Genomic DNA, 18,351 nt, shown 5'->3' on the forward strand with positions numbered 1-18,351 from the left:
TTTATCCTCTATTAATTTGCTAATGGTTTGTCAATCCAGCCGATGACACGCTTGATTGCCTGAAGGTAATTGATGTTTTCGATACCGTCGAGTCCAACGTCTGACATAGTTTTTTTAATATCATCCAGTTCGGTTGATTCAGAATTGATAGACATGACTTTTGCACCGTTGATTTTCACATTTCCTACTTCGCAAATTGTGTCATTCACCATGTAGCCAAATCGTTCTTTAATAACACTGACGGCTTGCAAATCTGGATGACTTTTTACCATCGCCAGGAATTCATCGTGCGTGTATTCAGTCTTGTCGAAAGTTGGAATCTCAACTTGGAATGCAGGGAAAATATCACTTTTCAAAAAATCAACGGTAACGGGAAATTCTGTTTTTGTTAGTGGATTCCATTGCTCCAGTCCATCTACTGTTTGAACATAGGTTTTGATATCCATTTTCCCGTCACGAATTTTTGTATTATTTATATCATTTGTTCGTGACATGATATAGGTCTCGGGTGAGTTGCGAACCCAAAGTTTTTCCGGAATTGGTACAGATAATCTGGACATCCGTTTTGCTTGTTTGATGAAATTCTGACCAAATGCTCTAAACTCAAATCTGGGTTTGGATATTTCCCCAACTTTCATTTTTTCTTTAGACATATTTATTCCTCAGTTTAGTTAATTATTTCGAATTTGCAGTTATAAGTAGATATACAAGTCTTATTTTAACCAGTATTGTTTTTTATTTCAACAGAATAGTTAAAAAATATACAACTGAATTGAAATTTAAACCATTAGTAATCTTGGTCGAATTTTGACTTTATTTATGAAAATGGTATTGAAAAAATATCAGAATGAGTGATGCAGCCAAACCAGGATAAAAAGGTTCAATCCCAAAGGGGTAATCCCCTAATAAATTGCCGACAATAAACCAAAATATCGAGAATAGAACTGGCACAAGCATTGACATAATAATATGATTTTTATTTAACTTAATTTTTGTAAATGTTAGTAAAAATGGCAGAAGAATACCCGGTACGGTTATAGAGCCAATCACATACCAAAGTTGCACTACAGATGGAATACTTAGAGCAAGAATAATTGCGATAAATCCGATGACAATTAAACTGCTTCTTGTGAACTCTAGGGCAGAATTATCTTTAGCTTTTTCTGAGGTATCTTGCGGTGGATTAATCCGCCATAGAATATCTCTACCGAACGTTACTGCGCTAATCAAGCCCAGCGAATCGATGGTGGACATAATGGTTGCCAGCAATCCCGTCAAAAAAATTCCAAATAAAAATGGCGGAAGGATTTTTGAAGCCAGCATGGGATAGACAAACATGGGTTCTGATGTTATAATTAGGGAGCGTGCGTACAGACCGGTGAACAATGTAAGCATATCAAAAATGAACCAAAATGCCACTGCAATTAGAATGCCATTTCTGGCAGTTTTTGAATTTTTAGCAGCGGAAGTTCTCTGATGAAATCCCGGGTCAATAAACGTCCATAGAGCAATAAAAAACCAAACTAAAATGTAAGTTATTCCCATGCCACCTTGTGGATTTAAATGTTTTGTAGGAATTGTTGAGAACATTTGGATCGGCGAACCCAATTCATGCCAAGCAAATAAAAGTAGAAACCCAAATCCAAAAAACATGAGCGCCATTTGAAGATAATCAGTGCGAACGACTGCGCCAAAACCGCCATACCAAATGTAAATCATGCTGATGGAAGCAGCTGAAATGAGTGCCCATTCAAATGGTATCCCAGAAAAATACTGCACCAAAATTCCTAGGCTCAGTATATAAGGTGCAGGACTTGCTAAAATCAGAATAAATACGGCACTAATAAGTCCTGCATTTCGTCCATAATGATGATGAAAATGATCCGGGATTGATAGGCGTTTTTCTGCATGAATTTTAGAGGATAAAAAAAGCGAGAATAATATGGCGAAAAAGTAATAAGGCAACCCAAAGATGAACCACGTTTGTACTCCATTCAAATACGTATTTTCACCAATTCCCAGGATTCCACCATACCACGTTGCAACCAAAGTTACTACAAAACCGGGCAAAGATAATCGCCTTCCGGCAAGAATGTATTCTTCGGGTGATTTGCGACTATTTTTACTCCGAAATACCCCCAATGTTATTAATGCAATAACATATGCCAAAATCACTACCCAGTCTAAAAGATGAAGTGTCCCTTTCATTCGGGGTGAGATCGGAAAACTAAAACCGGCTCAGATGATTTTACCTTAAAACTTTTACCTAGAGATTCGTTGCTGACTCCATGGGATTCATTCTGAATTGTTTTGTCGGATAATTCAAATGTTAGATTATAGGTTGAAATTGTTCCAGACCCAAATAGGGATACAATCTGTCCTTTAAAGGATGAAAAAGATTGAGCCCCTTTGTGACAGGTAATGGTAAAAAAATCAGTGACGATTGAGAGGTTAATTTTTGCGCTGAATGGTTGAATCAAATTGATATTCGCTAAACTATGATCCTCTCGTTTTCCCGTTGCTCCGACGATTGTTAATGCATCTATATGGTTAAGGTTGCACCAATCGAGAGCTTTATGCAGATCGGTTTTATCTTGATTCTGTACAGGAATCCACAATCCTTGGAAAGAGTCTGGGGTAAATTGTGTTGAATCTTGATCACCAATGATCACGTGTGGTTGATTCCCTGATCGTAAAATGATGTCTGCGCTACCATCGGTACAAATTAATGTACAAGCGTTATCAATAATACTTAACGGGATGGCGTGGGTTGGAAATGCACCATTCGCGAGAATGACAACCGGATGATTAAATGAATTTTTCATAGTCGTGTAGGGCTGGTAAGTTATGAGATTTCAGGAATGAAATCATAAAAAAGGATTTGCAGTATATTCAAGATATATTTTAAACTCGGAAACGAAATACACGAAATACGTTTCCAATGAATAGTCCCCAAGAACAGCAAGCAGAATATATCCTTGAACAAAGTTTTGAAGCTTTGACGCGAGATGGCGTACGTTCTTTTACCGTTGATTCTCTTTCTCGGAAATTGGGGATGAGTAAAAAAACAATTTATAAGTTTTTCCCAACAAAAGAAGATTTAGTGGATAAAAGCGTAGGGTTTTTTCTTGAATTAATTGAGAAGAAATTAAAACGACTTATTGCAACAGAACCAAATCCTGTCATCCAATTTGTAAAGGTAATGGAATTTATTATGGGACATGTATCCAATATATCCATTGAAAGGCTCGCTGATTTAAAAAGTCGGTTTCCACGTGTTTGGAAAAAAATGGAATCATTTCGATTGGCTCGAAGGGATGATTTTCATGAAATTTTATCGAAAGCCCAAAAACAAGGATTTGTAAGAGAAGATGTAGATATTCAGATCATATCGACATTATATATGAATATTATTAATTCAACATTTCAACCGGAATTTTTTCTTAAAAACAATTTGACACCATCTGACACCATTCACAATTTTTTGAAAATGGTAACCGGCGGACTTTTTACGGAAGATGGGATTAAATACACGAATGAATTATTTAATTGTGATAAAGAATAAAAAATGAATAGAAATCACCTTAAATATTCCGACCACCCTATTCGCAGATGGTTTATTATGCAAAGTATAGAACATTCTTGGCGGACAATTATATTATCATTAATTGCCACCATTATAATGGGATCGGGCATCCGATTTTTTACTATCGATGATGATATAATGAAAATTCTTCCCAAGAATATGGATTCCAGAATTGCTTGGGATGCTGTTCAGGAAGAATTTGGAAGTACCGATGTGATATTTATCGCATTTGGCAAGAAAGGAAAATCCATATTCAATCCAAAAGCTTTCGAAGCACTTTGGGATTTGATGGAGGGACTTGAAGCTTCAAATAGGGTGGAAGAAGTACTGTGTATTTCAAATTCCGTCCGAATGGATAATGTAGATGGATTTATGGAAGTGGGTGATCTTCAAATTGAGAGAAGTTTAACGGAAAATGATATTGAAAGTATTCAAAATTATCTGAGCAGGAATTCAACCATTAAAAAACGGTTTATTAGTGAAAATGAAGATTATTTTTTAATTCTAGCACAACCTTATAATAGCGAAGGTATGGATTCATTTAGAAATGAAGTTGTTAAAATTACGAATCCCATTTTGCAGGATTTTGAAATTCATTATGGTGGACAAGCCTACATTACAGGAACCATGCCAACATTGATTCGTGAAGATGTTGAAAGCCTAATGAAGGCAGGCATTTTAATTATGGTTTTTATTCTTCTATTAAATTTGCGAAGTGTTCCCGGTGTTGCCATGGTATTGATGGTAATAGGTTTATCCCTTTTGTCTATGATGGGTTTTATGGGTTGGATTTTTAAAATGACAGGATCAGAAAGATTTTTGTTTACCATGGCGAATACATCGATGCCTATTATTTTACTAACGATCGCTAATTCAGATGGTGTTCATGTTATTACGAAATTTTTTAAGGAATTAAGACAGAAAAAAGAAGTTAGGTCCTCTATCGCTTCAACAATGGATTCTTTATTGATCCCGATATTTCTCACTAGCATAACAACCATTGCAGCATTTTTGACGATGATTTCATCTCCTTTAGAACCTATGATTGGTTATGGTATTTCTATAGGATGTGGAATTTTGTGGGCGTGGTTTTTAAGCTCTTTGATGTTGCCGGCCGTTATAAGTCTTAAGCGCTGGAATGTGGATTCAAACGCAATCGCAAAACCAAGCGTATTTGAAAAAATCATTGATAAATTGGGAAAAATTGTATTGACTCACCCCAAATATGTTTTTTCTGTTGGAGCTTTTTTTGTTCTAATTGGTTTGATGGGATTATTGAAAGTGACTGTTGATGCGAATATCTCTAACTTTTTTAAACCCGGGACAGAAATTCGAAATAGTCTTGATTTTATGGATAACGAAATGAGCGGTACTGTGGATATTCGCGTTAGACTTGAAGGCGATATGAAGGAACCCGAGATCTTATCTCACATGATTCACGTTCAGGATTATATGAAAAGTCATCCAAAAATACTTACGAGTTACTCAATAGCAAATGTGGTGGAACAGATGCATCGGACGGTCATGGATGACAACCCGGAATATGAAACTATCCCGGATACACGCGATAAAGTGAATAATTTATTCACGTTGTATTCCATGTCCGGAGATATTGATGATTTCTCAGGTATGGTGGACTATGATTATGAAGTAGGATTAATTACTTCTATGAGTAAGGTAATGTCCACGGATGAAATTTTTTCCTTCGTCACAGAATTAAGTCAATTTATTGACCAAAAATTCGGTCCGAACATTGAAACGACAGTCACAGGGATGATTGTAGTTTTTCGAGATTTAGTCATTTTAGTGGTAAAATCATCACTTTTTAGTATCATTTTCTCTTTGTTAGTGATCGGCGTAATTGCAGGGTATTTTTTCAAGCGTGGATTGTGGGGACTATTAGCTGTAATTCCTTTAACATCTGCAGTTATAATCAATTTTGGATTTATGGGGTATTTTGGAGTTGAGTTATCACATATTACTGCAATTTTATCATCTATAATTATTGGTGTCGGAGTGGATTTTGCTATTCATTATATTGCGCAATTTCGTCGATTATCACGTACCATAGACGAGTCTAAATTAAGCCGTGAAGTGGTTGACGATGTGGGTTATCCCATCCTTTTGGATGCAGGATCAAATATGGGCTTTGGCGCATTATTATTTTCCGCATTTTTACCAATTCAATATATCGGTGGACTCATGGTATTTGCTATGGTATCCACATCGCTGGGAACGCTCACTGTTTTATCTGCGCTGGCAGAAATATTAAAGAATAAATTGATAGAAAAAGGACACTGACATGAAAAGAATAATAATATTTGCATTTGCATCAATATTGTTTGGACAAACCGGAATAGATATTGCAAAAATGTTAGAGGATAAACCGACTCCAAAAGATATGTCAAACAGAACAAAAATGGTGTTAACGAATTCTAAAGGGAAGTCACATACAAATGAAATGATTTCCAAATCCATGGACGGAAATAAAAAACAAATCATTTGGTTTGTAGAACCCAAAGATGATAGAGGAGTAGCGTTTTTAAAAATAGAGCATGAGGAGAAAGATGACGAAATGCGAATGTGGCTTCCTGCATTTAACAAAATCAGGCGAATTGCTTCATCGAAAAAAGGTGATTCTTTTATGGGGTCCGATATGAGTTTTGAAGATTTAACTAGCCGAGATATACATGAAAATTCATATCGTCGTCTCCCTGACGAAATAGTAAACGATGTAGATTGCTTTGTTTTGGAAATCATTCCCAAAAAAGAGGCAAAGTCCAGTTATACCAAACATATATCATGGATTGCTAAGGAAGGAATTTTTGGTGTTAAAGAAGAATCTTTCGACAAACGAGGTGAATTGGTCAAAGAAAAAGAATTCACATTTCAAAAATTGAAAGATTATTATATCATTGATAGAGTGTTTGTAAAAAATGTCCAAAAAAATCATTCTACGGAAGTAACATTTCTTGATATTAAAGTTGATTCTGAAATTCAAGATAAGCTTTTTCAGGAAAAGAATTTGAAACGATTACCTAGAGATTAATTTTGTTAGGAATAATTCTAAACCAAAAGAATAATGATAAAAACCATTTTTAGATTACCATTGTTTTTTTTGATATTATCGGTTAATTCACTATCCGGACAAATCAGTTATTCCGGAAAAATTACACCATCCACGATGATTCGATTATCGGATCAATCGGAAATTTCACTTCCATTCAGGTTGATTGAATACCAATTGAGATATTCCAGAGGTGGTATAGACCTGATTACAAATACAGCCTTGGAGGCCCGCTGGGTCAACTCTGAATTAACGCCGGACGTGCGTGAAGCTTATTTAATGTGGTTTCCAAGTTGGGGTGAAGTCAGATTCGGGAAACAGATTCATGCTTGGGGATCGGTGGATGGAAATAATCCGACTGATAACTTGAATCCGTATGATTATTATTTCATGTTCTTGCCCGGCACAGACCGTAAGATCGGTGTACTTTCAGCCAGCGTGAAATATTATTCAGATTGGTGGAATCTTGAAGCAGTAGTAATTCCCGAACATCATTCAAACCGCATGACGTTTGGTGAAAAAGATTTTCCGATCAAACCACCATTCGAACCTGAAGAGTACGTGGAAATTGGTCAGCAGCTGGAGTTTGGTGCAAGGTGGCAGATTAACCTTGATAATGCTGATATTTCCATCAGTACCCTGGAAGCTCGGGATCGATCTTTTTCATTGTTTGGTATGACAGAATTAGATTGGGAAATAATACCGGTGTACGACCCACATTTTGGTTACCGAAAAACGCGGATGCTGGGGCTTGACGGAGTCACCTTTTTTCGTGGTATCACCTTTCGCGGCGAAACGGCGTTTTTCAAAACATGGAATGATTTAAATGCGAATTATACTCATGTAATGGATGCGGAGGCGGAATACATCCAGTATGTGGTGCAGGTCGAATTTACACTTCCATCTGACATTTCTGTCTCAACCCAGTTTATCGGGAATGAAGTATTTTGGGCGAATGGGACCACAATTAATCTAACAACTAATATTCCATTGGAATTGGATGAAGACAATTTCTCGCCTGGGATGGGAACACCCTTTGCCATGTTAGCGGACCAAGGGCTAATGTTTGCACTTTCACGATCATTCATGGATGATGATCTTGAGTTGAGTGGGAGCACCTTTTACAATCTTGAAATGAACAGTTATTTTTTGGGTGGAATAATTGAATATTCACTTGTTAAGACCTGGAAGGTTCAATTTGGTCTTACCCAATTTTTCGGAAATGAAGACGAACTTGAGGATAGTTTCAACGACCTGGAAGATTTTTCACATGTCCAAGTGTCATTGGAGTATAACTTTTAGCTTATATTATCTACTTCTGATAAATTTATTTTAGTTAATAGGCGATGCGGACGGCTACTCTTTATAACCGATGGCGTCGAATGGGTTTACCAAAGTTGTGGTAATATTTTTTAGGTGAGCGCCGATTCGCTTTAAGTAACGTGCGTAAAGTGTAATTGCGGCAGTCCTAGAATGCCTGCCAAATTCCAGTTCACCTCTCAACACACCATTTACGATATTATCTGATTTACCTGCCATTTGTTCACGATAGCCATCCTTGAGCGATACAGCAATATCTGCATCCTGTGTAGTTAATGCCTGCAATGTTTTTTGAAATCGTTTCTGTACTTCATTCTCAATCATTTTGAGATCATCCGAAACTTCTTCGGCGACAATTGAGGATGAATGATTGATGGCAAGGTCTAGAATATTTTTACAATAATCGCCGATCCGCTCAATATCCACCACCATGTTGATTAAAATTAATCCATCAGCCATATCGGTTGTGTTTTGATCTACAGCATAGTGAGTTAGCACTTTCCGCCGGACTTCTCTCTGGAATTCATTGATTTCCTGGTCGCGCTTTTTAAGCGCTTTCAGTGTATCTATGTTTTCGCCGCTACGAAGATATTGTACCGCCTGCTGGAAAATTTCATGCGAAAGTCCCAGCATTTCGAAAGACTGGTTCCATGCTTGAGAAAGCAGATCTTCTTTTTTCCATAAGTTGATGACGTCTCTGAATATTGTCATGATTTACCTCACTAAGAAAATTAACCCCAAGGGGATGATGAAAAACACTACCAAAATGTAAATGATTGGAATAATTCTGTTTTGAATAGCCAATTCCGCAAACCACTGCGAAAGCCTTAAGGGAATATCCCGAATTTTTTTAACGGGCCAAATAATTAGAATTCCGTAAATATTAAACACAAGATGCCCAAAAGCAACGGCTAAGGGCGCAAGTGTCCCTGAAACTAAGCTAGCCAAAAGCGCAGTGACGGTTGTTCCGATATTTGCTCCAAGTGTATAGGGGAAAATCTGTCTAAGATGAAGTACACCCGCACCTGCCAGCGGAATGATTAGAGAAGTGGTAATGGAACTGCTTTGTACCATAATTGTGATGAATACTCCAAAAAACATCGCCCGCGCTGCTGTCTTAAAAATATGTGTGTCAAAGAAAGCTTCCAATCGTTCCATAATCAGACTTCGAATTAATTTTGTCAGATATTTGAGGGAAAAGAATAGAATGCCAAATGCCACAATCAGCAACAGCCAGTTGTAATCCATAATATTCTGCAGTTTAAAAAAGTCCTCAATGGCACTCACTGTAGGTTTTGTGACCATTTTTACAGGACTTTTAAAAGTGAGAGTCCCAGAACCTACCACCATTTCTGCCAACCAATTTGCGCTTTTGCTGATAAAACCAAACTTAAGTTGAAGCGGAAACAGAATTATTACTGCAATTACATTGAAAAAATCATGGATAATAGAGGCGGCGAAAGCGCGGCGGAATTCATTTTTGTTTACAATATGTCCTAGAGCAACAATAGTGTTCGTAATGCTAGTTCCGATGTTTGCTCCCATAATATATGGAATCGCCGCAGCAACGGCGATTTTCGGATCTTGCCCGAAGGTACCTGCGGCAACCATGCCAACAACGAGGGATGTGGTTGTAGATGAACTTTGAACCAAGCTAGTAACAAGGATTCCGATGAATAAACCAATGAGCGGTCCTGCCTCACTCTGGATCAATTCTTTGGCAAAGCCTCCTCCAAGGCCCTTAAAGGCTGAGCCAATCATACCAATTGAAACTAAAAAGCAATAGAGAATAGCAAAGATTGTAAGTGTTTTAGCCCAGTCAATCCAGCGCGAAGTTGTTTTCAGCTCTCGAATTTTATCCATAAAAGAATGAATTTAGACTGAGAGATTAAAGAGAAATATCAGTAAAAAGTGCGTAAATAAATTTTAAAGGTATTAATTCCGAAGTGGCTTCCCCTTTTTTAACATAAATCGAATACGATTTTGGGTCAGTTTTTCCCCGGCTAAAGAAACAAATGCTTCCCGCTCTATATCCAATAGATATTGTTCATCAACTGCTTTTGTCAGTCCGCCCTTATCGCCACCGGTAAGGACATACGCTAATTTTTTAGCAATGAATTCATCATGATCGGATATTTTCCCCTGCGCTTTAAATCCTTTTAGTGCTATAGCCATGGCGGTTCGTCCACCGGTTCCCGGTAATTTCAAATCATCCCTGTATTGCGGTGGTTCATATCCTTTTGCCAGTTCGAGAGCTTTTTGTTTGGCTTTCCAAATGCGGTGATCGTTATTGAGAACAATCGTGTCTGTCTTCAATAAATAGCCGATATATTTTGCTTCATCCGCACTTGTTGCCACCTTAGCAAACCCAATGGTTTCAAATGCCTTTTGGGCGATTTGAAAAGTATTTATTCGGCTTTTTCCGCCGTTTTCCATCATATTTAAAAGCAGTCGCAGGTTTCCACCAGCACCAGGTATTAACCCTACGCCAACTTCGACGAGACCTACATACAATTCAGCTGCAGCCACTCGATGTGCGGCAGGTCCAATGAGTTCAAAACCGCCACCTAAGGCCAAGTTAAAGGGCGCTGCCACAACCGGTGCCTTGGAAAAACGAATACGTTGAGTTAAGTCTTGAAGATCTTTTACAACACCTTCTAATGTATCCCACTCTTTTGCTTCACATACTTCAAGAATACTGGCCAGATTTGCCCCCGCACAAAAATTCTGATTGGTATGTCCAATAACCATAGCCTTGAATTTACCTGCTTCTAGAAGATCCATTCCTTCATTGATAGTCATAGCAAGCGAACCGTCAATTGGATTTAGAGTTGGTTGTAGAATAGAATGGAATTCTACATTTAATACTCCCTCGCCCAGATCAATCAGGCTAGCACTCCAGTTTTGTTTTATCAAGTTTCCGCCGGATTTTCGCAGATTAAGATTGATTTCCTTTTCAGCAGTAGGTATTGGAATTGCTTTTCCTGATAAAACATCCCAGTACGTTTTAACACCATCTTTCGTTTCGTAAAAACAGGTTCTTCCGCTAGCCAACATATCCAAGATCCATTTTGGAACGTCTCTTTTTTCTGCCTGCATTTTGTCAACGGAATCCTGAACACCGATGGCATCCCAACCCTCAAAGGGACCTAGTTCCCAGCCAAAACCCCACTTTATGGCATTGTCAATATTGACAATATCATCACTGATTTCCGGGATGCGATTGGCGCTATAAATCAAACCTCTTGCCAATGTTTCCCAGAAAAACTTTCCGGCTTTATCTTCACTAAAAGCTAGTGCTTTAATTTTTCCGCCTGTAACAGTGTGGTCTTTCGCCAATCGAAAGCCATCAAATCGGACTCTTTTTTGTGGGCTATATTCACCTGTTTTAAGGTCAATTGATAAAATTCCTTCGTCAGTTTTTTTGTAAAAACCAGCTTTTGTTTTTTGACCCAATCGGCCATCGTCTACAAGGGTTTGAAGAATTTCAGGGATTTTAAAAATCTCTCTTTCATTGTCATCCACTACTTTTTCGTACGTTGTATTTGTTACATGCGCCATTGTGTCCAAGCCAACTACGTCAGCTGTTCGGAATGTGGCACTTTTGGGGCGGCCGACAATAGTACCGGTTAGTTTATCCACCTCTTCAACTGTCAAGCCTTGTTGTAAGGCAGTATGAATAGTTACACCCATGTTGAAAACACCGATTCTATTCCCAATGAAATTCGGTGTATCTTTTGCATGGACGATCCCTTTGCCCATTACATCTTCACCGAATTCTGCCATTGAATTATAGACATTTTCTGATGTGAATTCACTTCTCACTAATTCTAATAAATGCATATATCGGGGTGGATTGAAAAAATGAGTTATCATGAAACGGGATTTGACATCATTAGGAAAAACAGTGATTAATTCTAGCAGTGGAATTCCGGAAGTATTGGAGGTAACAATCGCCGTAGACTTTAATTGAGGTGTAATATTTTTGTAAACCGAATGCTTGATGTCCAGACGTTCAGAAACGGCCTCCAAAACCCAATCTACTTCATTAATTTTCTCTATATGATTATCGTAATTGCAGGGCGTAATTAATTCTACATTCTTTGGTTTAAAAAGCGGTGCCGGTTTCAGTTTAGTTAATGTTTCAATTCCTTTTTCGGACAAATTCTGGTTGATATCAAAAAGGAAAGATGGAATTCCGGCATTTGCCAAATGTCCGGCAATTTGCGACCCCATAACACCTGCACCCAGAACAGCTACTTTTTCTATATGATGACTCATAATTTCCTCAATTCTTTTTAGGATTTATATTTTTCATACTAAACAAATTGTGTTACATAATGATACATGACCCAAAAATGGCTGAAGCTCCCTGCTAAAACCATCACGTGCCAAATTTCATGATATCCGAACCCTTTGCGTGGCGACTGGTGTCGATCAAAAGTATAAAATAGGACTCCAACGGAATAGAAAATTCCACCCAGAAATAACCATATTAAAGCACCAACTTGAAGGCGTGTAAAAAGAGGCCAAATCGCTATAATCGCTAACCACCCCATAAAGACATAATAAACGGTAGAAAACCATTCCGGAAATTTGAATTGAAATAATTTCCAAAAGATTCCAAATGTGGCTAATCCCCAAATAATACCAAACAAACTCCATCCCCAAGGTCCTCGTAAGGGAATAAGACAAATGGGTGTGTAAGTGGCAGCGATTAAAACATAAATCATCATGTGATCCAATCGCTTTAGGATGGATTCAGCCCGTCCGGATACGGGAATCCAATGATATAGGGTACTTGCCGTGTAGACTAAAAATAATCCGGCACCAAACACTGAAAAAGAAACTAATTTCCATGGATCTATCGGATTAACAGCTTTTAAAATCAACAATATCAAAGCGACAACCGACAGGATTGCACCAATGAAATGAGTTAACCCGCTCATAGGATCTTTTAAATATTTGATCATGCTTTTATTATCGTTTAATGATTGTTGCAATACCTTGGCCACTGCCGATGCACATAGTCGCAAGACCGACATGAGTATCATTTTGTTCCATGACATTGATTAGTGTAGTAATTATGCGAGCACCTGAACAACCCAAAGGATGTCCCAAAGCAATGGCTCCTCCATTAAGGTTAATTTTATTAATGTCCCATCCGCCTTCACGGATCACATAAAGAGATTGGGCTGCAAATGCTTCATTTAATTCGATGGTTTCAATATCGTCCATAGTCATACCGACATTGCTCAAAACCTTTTCTGTAGCCGGAAGGGGACCGGCGCCCATGCGCGTCCAATCTACTCCTGCAATGGCTCTAGCTACAATTTCCGCCCTAGGAGTAAGCCCTGCTTTTTCCGCAAAGGATTCACTTGTGATGAGCACTGCCGATGCGCCAATAGAAATAGGACTGCTTGTAGCAGCGGTGACGGTTCCATTTTCCATAAATGCCGGGTTTAAGCTTTTAATTTTTTCTACATCCGGTTCGCGCGGACCCTCGTCTTTTTCAACTGTGGTTTCTCCGTAAACGTCAATCGGAATTAATTCATTATCAAAATTTCCTTCAGCATAAGCCTTTAACGTCTTATCGTGTGAAGCGATGGCAAAAGCATCCTGATCCTCACGGGAAATATTTCCATCTTTTGCAAGATTTTCTGCAGTTTCTCCCATTCCAATGTAAAATTCTTGTTCTGCGAGTTCAGGATGGAAATCTGGGGCAAAACCGCCCATAGGGACCGAAAACATATCTTCTACACCAGCGGCCATTCCGACATCAATATCACCGCATTCAATAGCTGTACTAAGTTGGTGAATTGCATCCATGGCTGAACCGCAAAATCGGTTTACCACCTTTCCTCCGGCTTCTTTTGGGATTCCAGCCAATATGGCTACTGACCTTCCGATAATCATTCCTTGTGGTCCTTCAGGGAAGGCACAACCTACCACAACATCTTCAACATCTTCCGGATTCACTTTTTTATTTCGCGCCATTAAGCCTTTGATGACTTGTGCGGTTAGGTCATCGGGGCGTATGCCAACTAATTGACCATTTTTGATTCCAATAGGCGATCTTACTGCGTCGATAATGACTGACTTTTTCATGATTTACTCCTAAAATGGGTATTGATTAGATTGATAAATTCGTTTTGCTACTTCACGTTTCAAGTTGATAATATCTGTTGGCAATAACATCCGCCCTTGGAAATGACGTAATCGATCAATGACTTCAGGAGTTGTATGTCCTCCGTAGATTCCATTTAATGCTGTAAGCGACATATTCAACAAGCGTAATACCATTTCTGCGGTAAAAATTTTTGCAATACTACATACGGTTCTATCATGATTTTCATTTTCCATAATTTTTTGCGCTCTTACAACAGTAGCCTCGGCCGTATATAAATCCATAAAAATATCTGCAAAAATTTCTGTTATTTGCTGCTCATGTTTCAGATCTTGACCAAACTTGTTCAAAGCTTCGTTGAAAATATAGAGTGCAAGGCGTTTTCCGGTTTCAATCGTATCGCACTCCGGCGAAAGAGGCCCGCTATTCATTTCGAGTTTCTCGTTTGTCAAAAAGCTATCGATTGAGGTGATTGCTTCTCGGATGGGCAATTCTTCCATTAGTGCTTTTTTCATCATAAACCCGGTGATTATCTGACGATTAATTTCATTGGTCCCTTCCCATATTTGATTAATACGATCATCTCGATATGCAGATGCCATTGGATATTCTTCTAAAAATCCATATCCTCCAAATACCTGTAATCCTTCATTCACAGCAAAGTGGCTGGTTTCGCTACCATACACTTTAGCCATAGATGTTTCAATGGCATATTGTTCCATAGCTTCTCCAAAATGGATATAATAATCCGGGTCTGATTTATCCAAAGAATCAATTTCATTTTGAAGGAGTCCAATGGTGCGGTATAGCATACTATCAGCGGCGAAAGTTCGCACCGTCATATCGGCGATCTTTTTAATAATTGCATCAAATTGGGAAATAGGTTTCCCAAAAGCGCGTCGGTCTCGGGCATACTGAGCGGTAACCTCAATTGCCATTTTGGCACCTCCAACTCCTGCGGATCCCAGCTTAAACCTGCCTATATTTAGCACATTAAAAGCAATTGTTGCACCTTTTCCAACTTTATATAACAGATTATTTACCGGGATTTTTGCGTTTTGAAAAATGAGAGATGTTGTTGAAGAACCTTTCATTCCCATTTTTTTCTCTTCTGCGCCTATGGTGAATCCTTCGGTTTCTCGTTCAACAATAAACGCCGTGAATTTGTCTCCATCAACTTGGGCGAATACAATAAATAAGTCTGCCCACCCACCGTTAGAAATGAATATCTTTTCACCGTTTAGTACATAATATTCTCCATCATCGGTAAGGACGGCAGATGTTTTTCCGGCCAATGCATCCGAACCTGCCGACGACTCCGTTAAACCATAAGCACAAATAATTTCTCCAGATCCAACTTTGGGTAGGAACTTTGCTTTTTGTTCCGGCGTGCCGAACCAGACGATTGGCAATGAACCTATTCCTGTTTGAACAGCCCAAGTAGTGGCGAAAGATGGACTGGAAACTAATGCTTCGGCAACAATCGCTGTTGTGACCTTATCAAGTTCTATACCACCGTATTTCTCCGGTATATCAATCCCAAGTAGTCCAAGTTCACCCATTTCCTTTATCAATGAGAGGGATAAATTTTTATCGAATTTTTCAATTTCTTCTTTTTGGACTCGGATGCGATCTCTATCAAATTCTTTAACCATTTCATAAATTTCACGATGTTCATCGCTAAAATTTTCTCTGGAAAAAACCGTTGCATTGGTAATGGGCTCAACTAGGAAAGTGCCGCCCGTTTTGTATGATGTTTTTGAATTTTCCATGTGAGTATCTCCTAATGTTTTTTCAGAATCCCGGAAAGAATAAAATCTGTGATTGTGTGTATGTATTCTTTTGCACTAACACCATGAACTTCAAACAGGGTGAACCAGTTGATGGATTCAATATTTACCATGATTGACAGGGCGGTCATGCGCACATCTAGGTTTTTGAATTCCCCAGATTGGACTCCGCGATTGATAGTATCTTCGATTAATTCCAAAAAATTGGTATAGACTTTTTGCAATTTTTCCCGGAAATCATTTTCCTTCTGCGCCATGGACCAAAATTCTGTTAGCGCTTTAAAGGGTTGTGGATCTGATTCATATTGATCAATAAAATATTGAAACAGGTCTTTAAGCTGTTGAGAGGGGGGAGCGTCTTCTTCGACGATATAGTTTAGAGTAACGCTATATCTGTGAACCCAGAAATCAACCAAATCCAAGTACATTTCCTTTTTGGATTTATAATACCAGTAGAGTGTACCTTTACTCAATTTAGATAATTTGACCACGTCATCCATTCGGGATTTTTCATAGCCATTGGATACAAGCACAGTCAATGCTGCGCCTAAAATTTGTTCCTTGCGTTGAGTTTGTAATGAAATATTCATATACTAAACCGACCGGTCAGTCAATATTAAGAACTGATAGCGTATTATCCTAAGCAAAATGTAAAAAGTGTTTGCAACTTGTAAAATTAATTCATAATATTCTATTGCGAATGAATCTCAATTGCATTATTAATGATTGATTAATATTAAACTTATCAGAAATAAGGAATATGAAGCAAAAAGACATAAATACATGGGTACATTTATTATCAAAAGCAAAAACGGATCAGTTGTCAAATGCAGTAAATGCTCTCGGATACATATAGAGTTCGGGAATACAATCATTGAATTGGAAACTTGTCAGTTTTGGAAATTTATAAAATATATCGAACGATTGAGACCAAAAAAGATATTTCATGAGTATATTATTATTCCACTGATCGGTAAAAGTGTTTATACAAAAATATCACATAATGAATTTATTGAACTTAAAAATTTGCTTATTAAAGCAAAAAGTATGGTGCAGAAGGAATATCTATTAAGCCAGGGAGAGATAACAAAATGTTCTACAGGAATGCCCTACAATTTGAATTCAATAATTGATAGAACATTGCCAAATTAATAAATAAACAATGACTTACTCAAAACAAGTACAATATGCCTTACAAATGTTGATCCATTTGGATCAATCGGAAGAGGATTATTTAACTGTAAATGATATAGCACTAAAAAGCGGAATGCCGAGTAGCTTTTTAGCAACAATAGCGAATGAATTGGCAAAAAGAAGGCTATTGCTTACACAAAGGGGCCGGAATGGTGGAATAAAACTTGCTAGACCGGCAAATCAAATTACAGTGAAAGATGTTGTAACCAGCGTGGGCAGTTATAGTGAAAAATATCACGAATGTTTGATTGGGAAAAAAAATTGTACTGATATAATACCTTGCTCTGTTTGTAGAGGTTTCCGAACTAGTTTTGCAAATGAGTTTTATAAAAGAAGTATAAGACAACTATTAAATGAGGAAATACTCAATCATGATAAATCGTAAGCCTTTCGTAGGAATTTCGGCATTCTTAATTGTATTTCTTACCATGCCCATTGGTCATGCAGTTATGATTTTAATGGAAAATATTTTTGGAGAAAATCATCAATATAATGCTGCTATATTACTTGGATTGTTAGGATCCGTTATCTTATTTATTGGCGCGAAAAATGAGAAGGAAAATACAGGAACCTGGCTTGGGCTTTTTGCCGGTCTTTTTATTTGGACCGGCTGGGTGGAGTTTTCGTTTGTATTTTATGCTAATCACCTTGGAGTGCAGCCTATAATTGAAAATGGTGAAATTGTTACCAAACCGGAATATTTAATCTTACCTTCATCGATCGGTGTTTTGTTAGCCTCGCTATTGTATTTCTTTTTTAACAAAGAAACACGCTGCCATTTTTTCAGGTGGTTTCATCGAAATTTTACTATGAACATTGGAAAAGCGACTCCTAATAAATCAAGAAATTTTGCCACAATTACCGCCATGGAAACCATATATGTTACCTGGTTTTTTTATATTGTATTATTGTTGATTTATGATAATTCGATTTTTGGTGATAGGCATTGGGTAACGTTTTCTGTTTTTTATGGCTCGATAATTTGGTCAATGTACCTGATAATTCGATTATTAAAATTTCAAAAGATTGCCCCGGCAATACGCTATGCCATACCAACAGTTATAATATTTTGGAATGCTATCGAAATTTTAGGTCGTTGGAATTTCTTCAAAGAAATTTGGATTCATCCAGGAGAATATGCACTTGAAATGGGGCTCATATTTTCAGCATTTATAGTAGTAACAATCCTTACGGTTATGACACCTGAAGGTAGAAAACCAATTAAGGTATAAAAAGGAATTGCAGATAATAAACTCTTATTATTAAA

16 protein-coding genes are annotated in these 18,351 nt (G+C 37.8%); 6 read left to right on the forward strand and 10 right to left on the reverse strand.

Annotated elements, in window-relative coordinates; all coding sequences use genetic code 11:
• Nucleotides 1-11 precede the first annotated feature (11 nt).
• From HOD97_00905 to HOD97_00915, 3 genes are all read right to left on the reverse strand, one after another.
• Nucleotides 12-653 carry a hypothetical protein gene (locus tag HOD97_00905; protein MBT4280168.1) on the reverse strand — a complete coding sequence of 214 codons (642 nt, stop codon included), beginning with the start codon at nucleotides 651-653 and terminating at the stop codon, nucleotides 12-14.
• 160 nt (nucleotides 654-813) lie between these two features.
• A complete protein-coding gene (locus HOD97_00910; GenBank protein ID MBT4280169.1) occupies nucleotides 814-2,208 on the reverse strand; it encodes a sodium:solute symporter family protein in 1,395 nt (464 codons plus the stop codon).
• Complete coding sequence (locus tag HOD97_00915) at nucleotides 2,205-2,825, reverse strand: thiamine diphosphokinase (protein ID MBT4280170.1); 621 nt, start codon at nucleotides 2,823-2,825, stop codon at nucleotides 2,205-2,207. The genes HOD97_00910 and HOD97_00915 overlap by 4 nt, the downstream gene beginning before the upstream one ends.
• A 116-nt stretch (nucleotides 2,826-2,941) precedes the next feature.
• Between HOD97_00915 and HOD97_00920 the strand changes: the two genes are divergently transcribed.
• From HOD97_00920 to HOD97_00935, 4 genes are read left to right on the forward strand one after another with little or no spacing between them, the layout of a single operon-like run.
• The gene (locus tag HOD97_00920; protein MBT4280171.1) at nucleotides 2,942-3,565 is read left to right on the forward strand and encodes a TetR/AcrR family transcriptional regulator; all 624 of its coding nucleotides are present in this window, start codon (nucleotides 2,942-2,944) and stop codon (nucleotides 3,563-3,565) included.
• A gap of 3 nt (nucleotides 3,566-3,568) precedes the next feature.
• On the forward strand, nucleotides 3,569-5,887 hold the full coding sequence (locus tag HOD97_00925; protein MBT4280172.1) for an MMPL family transporter: 2,319 nt from the start codon (nucleotides 3,569-3,571) through the stop codon (nucleotides 5,885-5,887).
• Between the two features lies 1 nt (nucleotide 5,888).
• Nucleotides 5,889-6,635 carry an outer membrane lipoprotein-sorting protein gene (locus HOD97_00930; GenBank protein MBT4280173.1) on the forward strand — a complete coding sequence of 249 codons (747 nt, stop codon included), beginning with the start codon at nucleotides 5,889-5,891 and terminating at the stop codon, nucleotides 6,633-6,635.
• Between the two features lie 33 nt (nucleotides 6,636-6,668).
• Nucleotides 6,669-7,955: a hypothetical protein gene (locus HOD97_00935; protein ID MBT4280174.1), complete on the forward strand. Its 1,287-nt coding sequence runs from the start codon at nucleotides 6,669-6,671 to the stop codon at nucleotides 7,953-7,955.
• A 54-nt stretch (nucleotides 7,956-8,009) separates the two neighbouring features.
• On the opposite strand, the gene HOD97_00940 is transcribed toward HOD97_00935, so the two are convergent.
• The 7 genes from HOD97_00940 to HOD97_00970 all read right to left on the reverse strand — a co-directional run bounded on the left by HOD97_00940 (nucleotide 8,010) and on the right by HOD97_00970 (nucleotide 16,480).
• Entirely contained in the window at nucleotides 8,010-8,684 is a 675-nt protein-coding gene (locus tag HOD97_00940; GenBank protein MBT4280175.1) for a hypothetical protein, read from the reverse strand.
• 3 nt (nucleotides 8,685-8,687) lie between these two features.
• The gene (locus tag HOD97_00945) at nucleotides 8,688-9,836 is read right to left on the reverse strand and encodes a Na/Pi symporter (GenBank protein MBT4280176.1); all 1,149 of its coding nucleotides are present in this window, start codon (nucleotides 9,834-9,836) and stop codon (nucleotides 8,688-8,690) included.
• A 72-nt stretch (nucleotides 9,837-9,908) separates the two neighbouring features.
• Nucleotides 9,909-12,254, reverse strand: a complete 2,346-nt coding sequence (locus HOD97_00950) for a 3-hydroxyacyl-CoA dehydrogenase/enoyl-CoA hydratase family protein (GenBank protein ID MBT4280177.1) — start codon at nucleotides 12,252-12,254, stop codon at nucleotides 9,909-9,911.
• A 38-nt stretch (nucleotides 12,255-12,292) separates the two neighbouring features.
• Nucleotides 12,293-12,946 carry a hemolysin III family protein gene (locus tag HOD97_00955; protein ID MBT4280178.1) on the reverse strand — a complete coding sequence of 218 codons (654 nt, stop codon included), beginning with the start codon at nucleotides 12,944-12,946 and terminating at the stop codon, nucleotides 12,293-12,295.
• A gap of 7 nt (nucleotides 12,947-12,953) precedes the next feature.
• On the reverse strand, nucleotides 12,954-14,081 hold the full coding sequence (locus tag HOD97_00960) for a thiolase family protein (protein ID MBT4280179.1): 1,128 nt from the start codon (nucleotides 14,079-14,081) through the stop codon (nucleotides 12,954-12,956).
• Nucleotides 14,082-14,090: 9 nt separating this feature from the next.
• A complete protein-coding gene (locus HOD97_00965) occupies nucleotides 14,091-15,872 on the reverse strand; it encodes an acyl-CoA dehydrogenase (GenBank protein ID MBT4280180.1) in 1,782 nt (593 codons plus the stop codon).
• Nucleotides 15,873-15,883: 11 nt separating this feature from the next.
• On the reverse strand, nucleotides 15,884-16,480 hold the full coding sequence (locus tag HOD97_00970; protein MBT4280181.1) for a TetR/AcrR family transcriptional regulator: 597 nt from the start codon (nucleotides 16,478-16,480) through the stop codon (nucleotides 15,884-15,886).
• A gap of 572 nt (nucleotides 16,481-17,052) precedes the next feature.
• Between HOD97_00970 and HOD97_00975 the strand changes: the two genes are divergently transcribed.
• Both HOD97_00975 and HOD97_00980 read left to right on the forward strand, forming a co-directional pair.
• Nucleotides 17,053-17,469, forward strand: coding sequence for an Rrf2 family transcriptional regulator (locus tag HOD97_00975; GenBank protein ID MBT4280182.1), 417 nt, complete (start codon nucleotides 17,053-17,055; stop codon nucleotides 17,467-17,469).
• Entirely contained in the window at nucleotides 17,456-18,316 is an 861-nt protein-coding gene (locus tag HOD97_00980) for a hypothetical protein (protein ID MBT4280183.1), read from the forward strand. The genes HOD97_00975 and HOD97_00980 overlap by 14 nt, the downstream gene beginning before the upstream one ends.
• Nucleotides 18,317-18,351: the final 35 nt, after the last annotated feature.

The sequence above is a fragment of the Candidatus Neomarinimicrobiota bacterium genome (assembly GCA_018651745.1).
In the GTDB taxonomy this organism is placed as follows: Bacteria; Fidelibacterota; Marinisomatia; order Marinisomatales; family TCS55; genus JAAZYX01.

Bases quoted from the DNA above. Each gene is read 5' to 3' on its own strand.
- HOD97_00930 (MBT4280173.1), top strand. From the start codon at position 5,889: ATGAAAAGAATAATAATATTTGCATTTGCATCAATATTGTTTGGACAA.
- HOD97_00920 (MBT4280171.1), top strand. From the start codon at position 2,942: ATGAATAGTCCCCAAGAACAGCAAGCAGAATATATCCTTGAACAAAGT.
- HOD97_00935 (MBT4280174.1), top strand. From the start codon at position 6,669: ATGATAAAAACCATTTTTAGATTACCATTGTTTTTTTTGATATTATCG.
- HOD97_00915 (MBT4280170.1), bottom strand. From the start codon at position 2,825: ATGAAAAATTCATTTAATCATCCGGTTGTCATTCTCGCGAATGGTGCA.
- HOD97_00925 (MBT4280172.1), top strand. From the start codon at position 3,569: ATGAATAGAAATCACCTTAAATATTCCGACCACCCTATTCGCAGATGG.
- HOD97_00955 (MBT4280178.1), bottom strand. From the start codon at position 12,946: ATGATCAAATATTTAAAAGATCCTATGAGCGGGTTAACTCATTTCATT.
- HOD97_00975 (MBT4280182.1), top strand. From the start codon at position 17,053: ATGACTTACTCAAAACAAGTACAATATGCCTTACAAATGTTGATCCAT.
- HOD97_00905 (MBT4280168.1), bottom strand. From the start codon at position 653: ATGTCTAAAGAAAAAATGAAAGTTGGGGAAATATCCAAACCCAGATTT.
- HOD97_00960 (MBT4280179.1), bottom strand. From the start codon at position 14,081: ATGAAAAAGTCAGTCATTATCGACGCAGTAAGATCGCCTATTGGAATC.
- HOD97_00980 (MBT4280183.1), top strand. From the start codon at position 17,456: ATGATAAATCGTAAGCCTTTCGTAGGAATTTCGGCATTCTTAATTGTA.
- HOD97_00970 (MBT4280181.1), bottom strand. From the start codon at position 16,480: ATGAATATTTCATTACAAACTCAACGCAAGGAACAAATTTTAGGCGCA.
- HOD97_00940 (MBT4280175.1), bottom strand. From the start codon at position 8,684: ATGACAATATTCAGAGACGTCATCAACTTATGGAAAAAAGAAGATCTG.
- HOD97_00910 (MBT4280169.1), bottom strand. From the start codon at position 2,208: ATGAAAGGGACACTTCATCTTTTAGACTGGGTAGTGATTTTGGCATAT.
- HOD97_00950 (MBT4280177.1), bottom strand. From the start codon at position 12,254: ATGAGTCATCATATAGAAAAAGTAGCTGTTCTGGGTGCAGGTGTTATG.
- HOD97_00945 (MBT4280176.1), bottom strand. From the start codon at position 9,836: ATGGATAAAATTCGAGAGCTGAAAACAACTTCGCGCTGGATTGACTGG.
- HOD97_00965 (MBT4280180.1), bottom strand. From the start codon at position 15,872: ATGGAAAATTCAAAAACATCATACAAAACGGGCGGCACTTTCCTAGTT.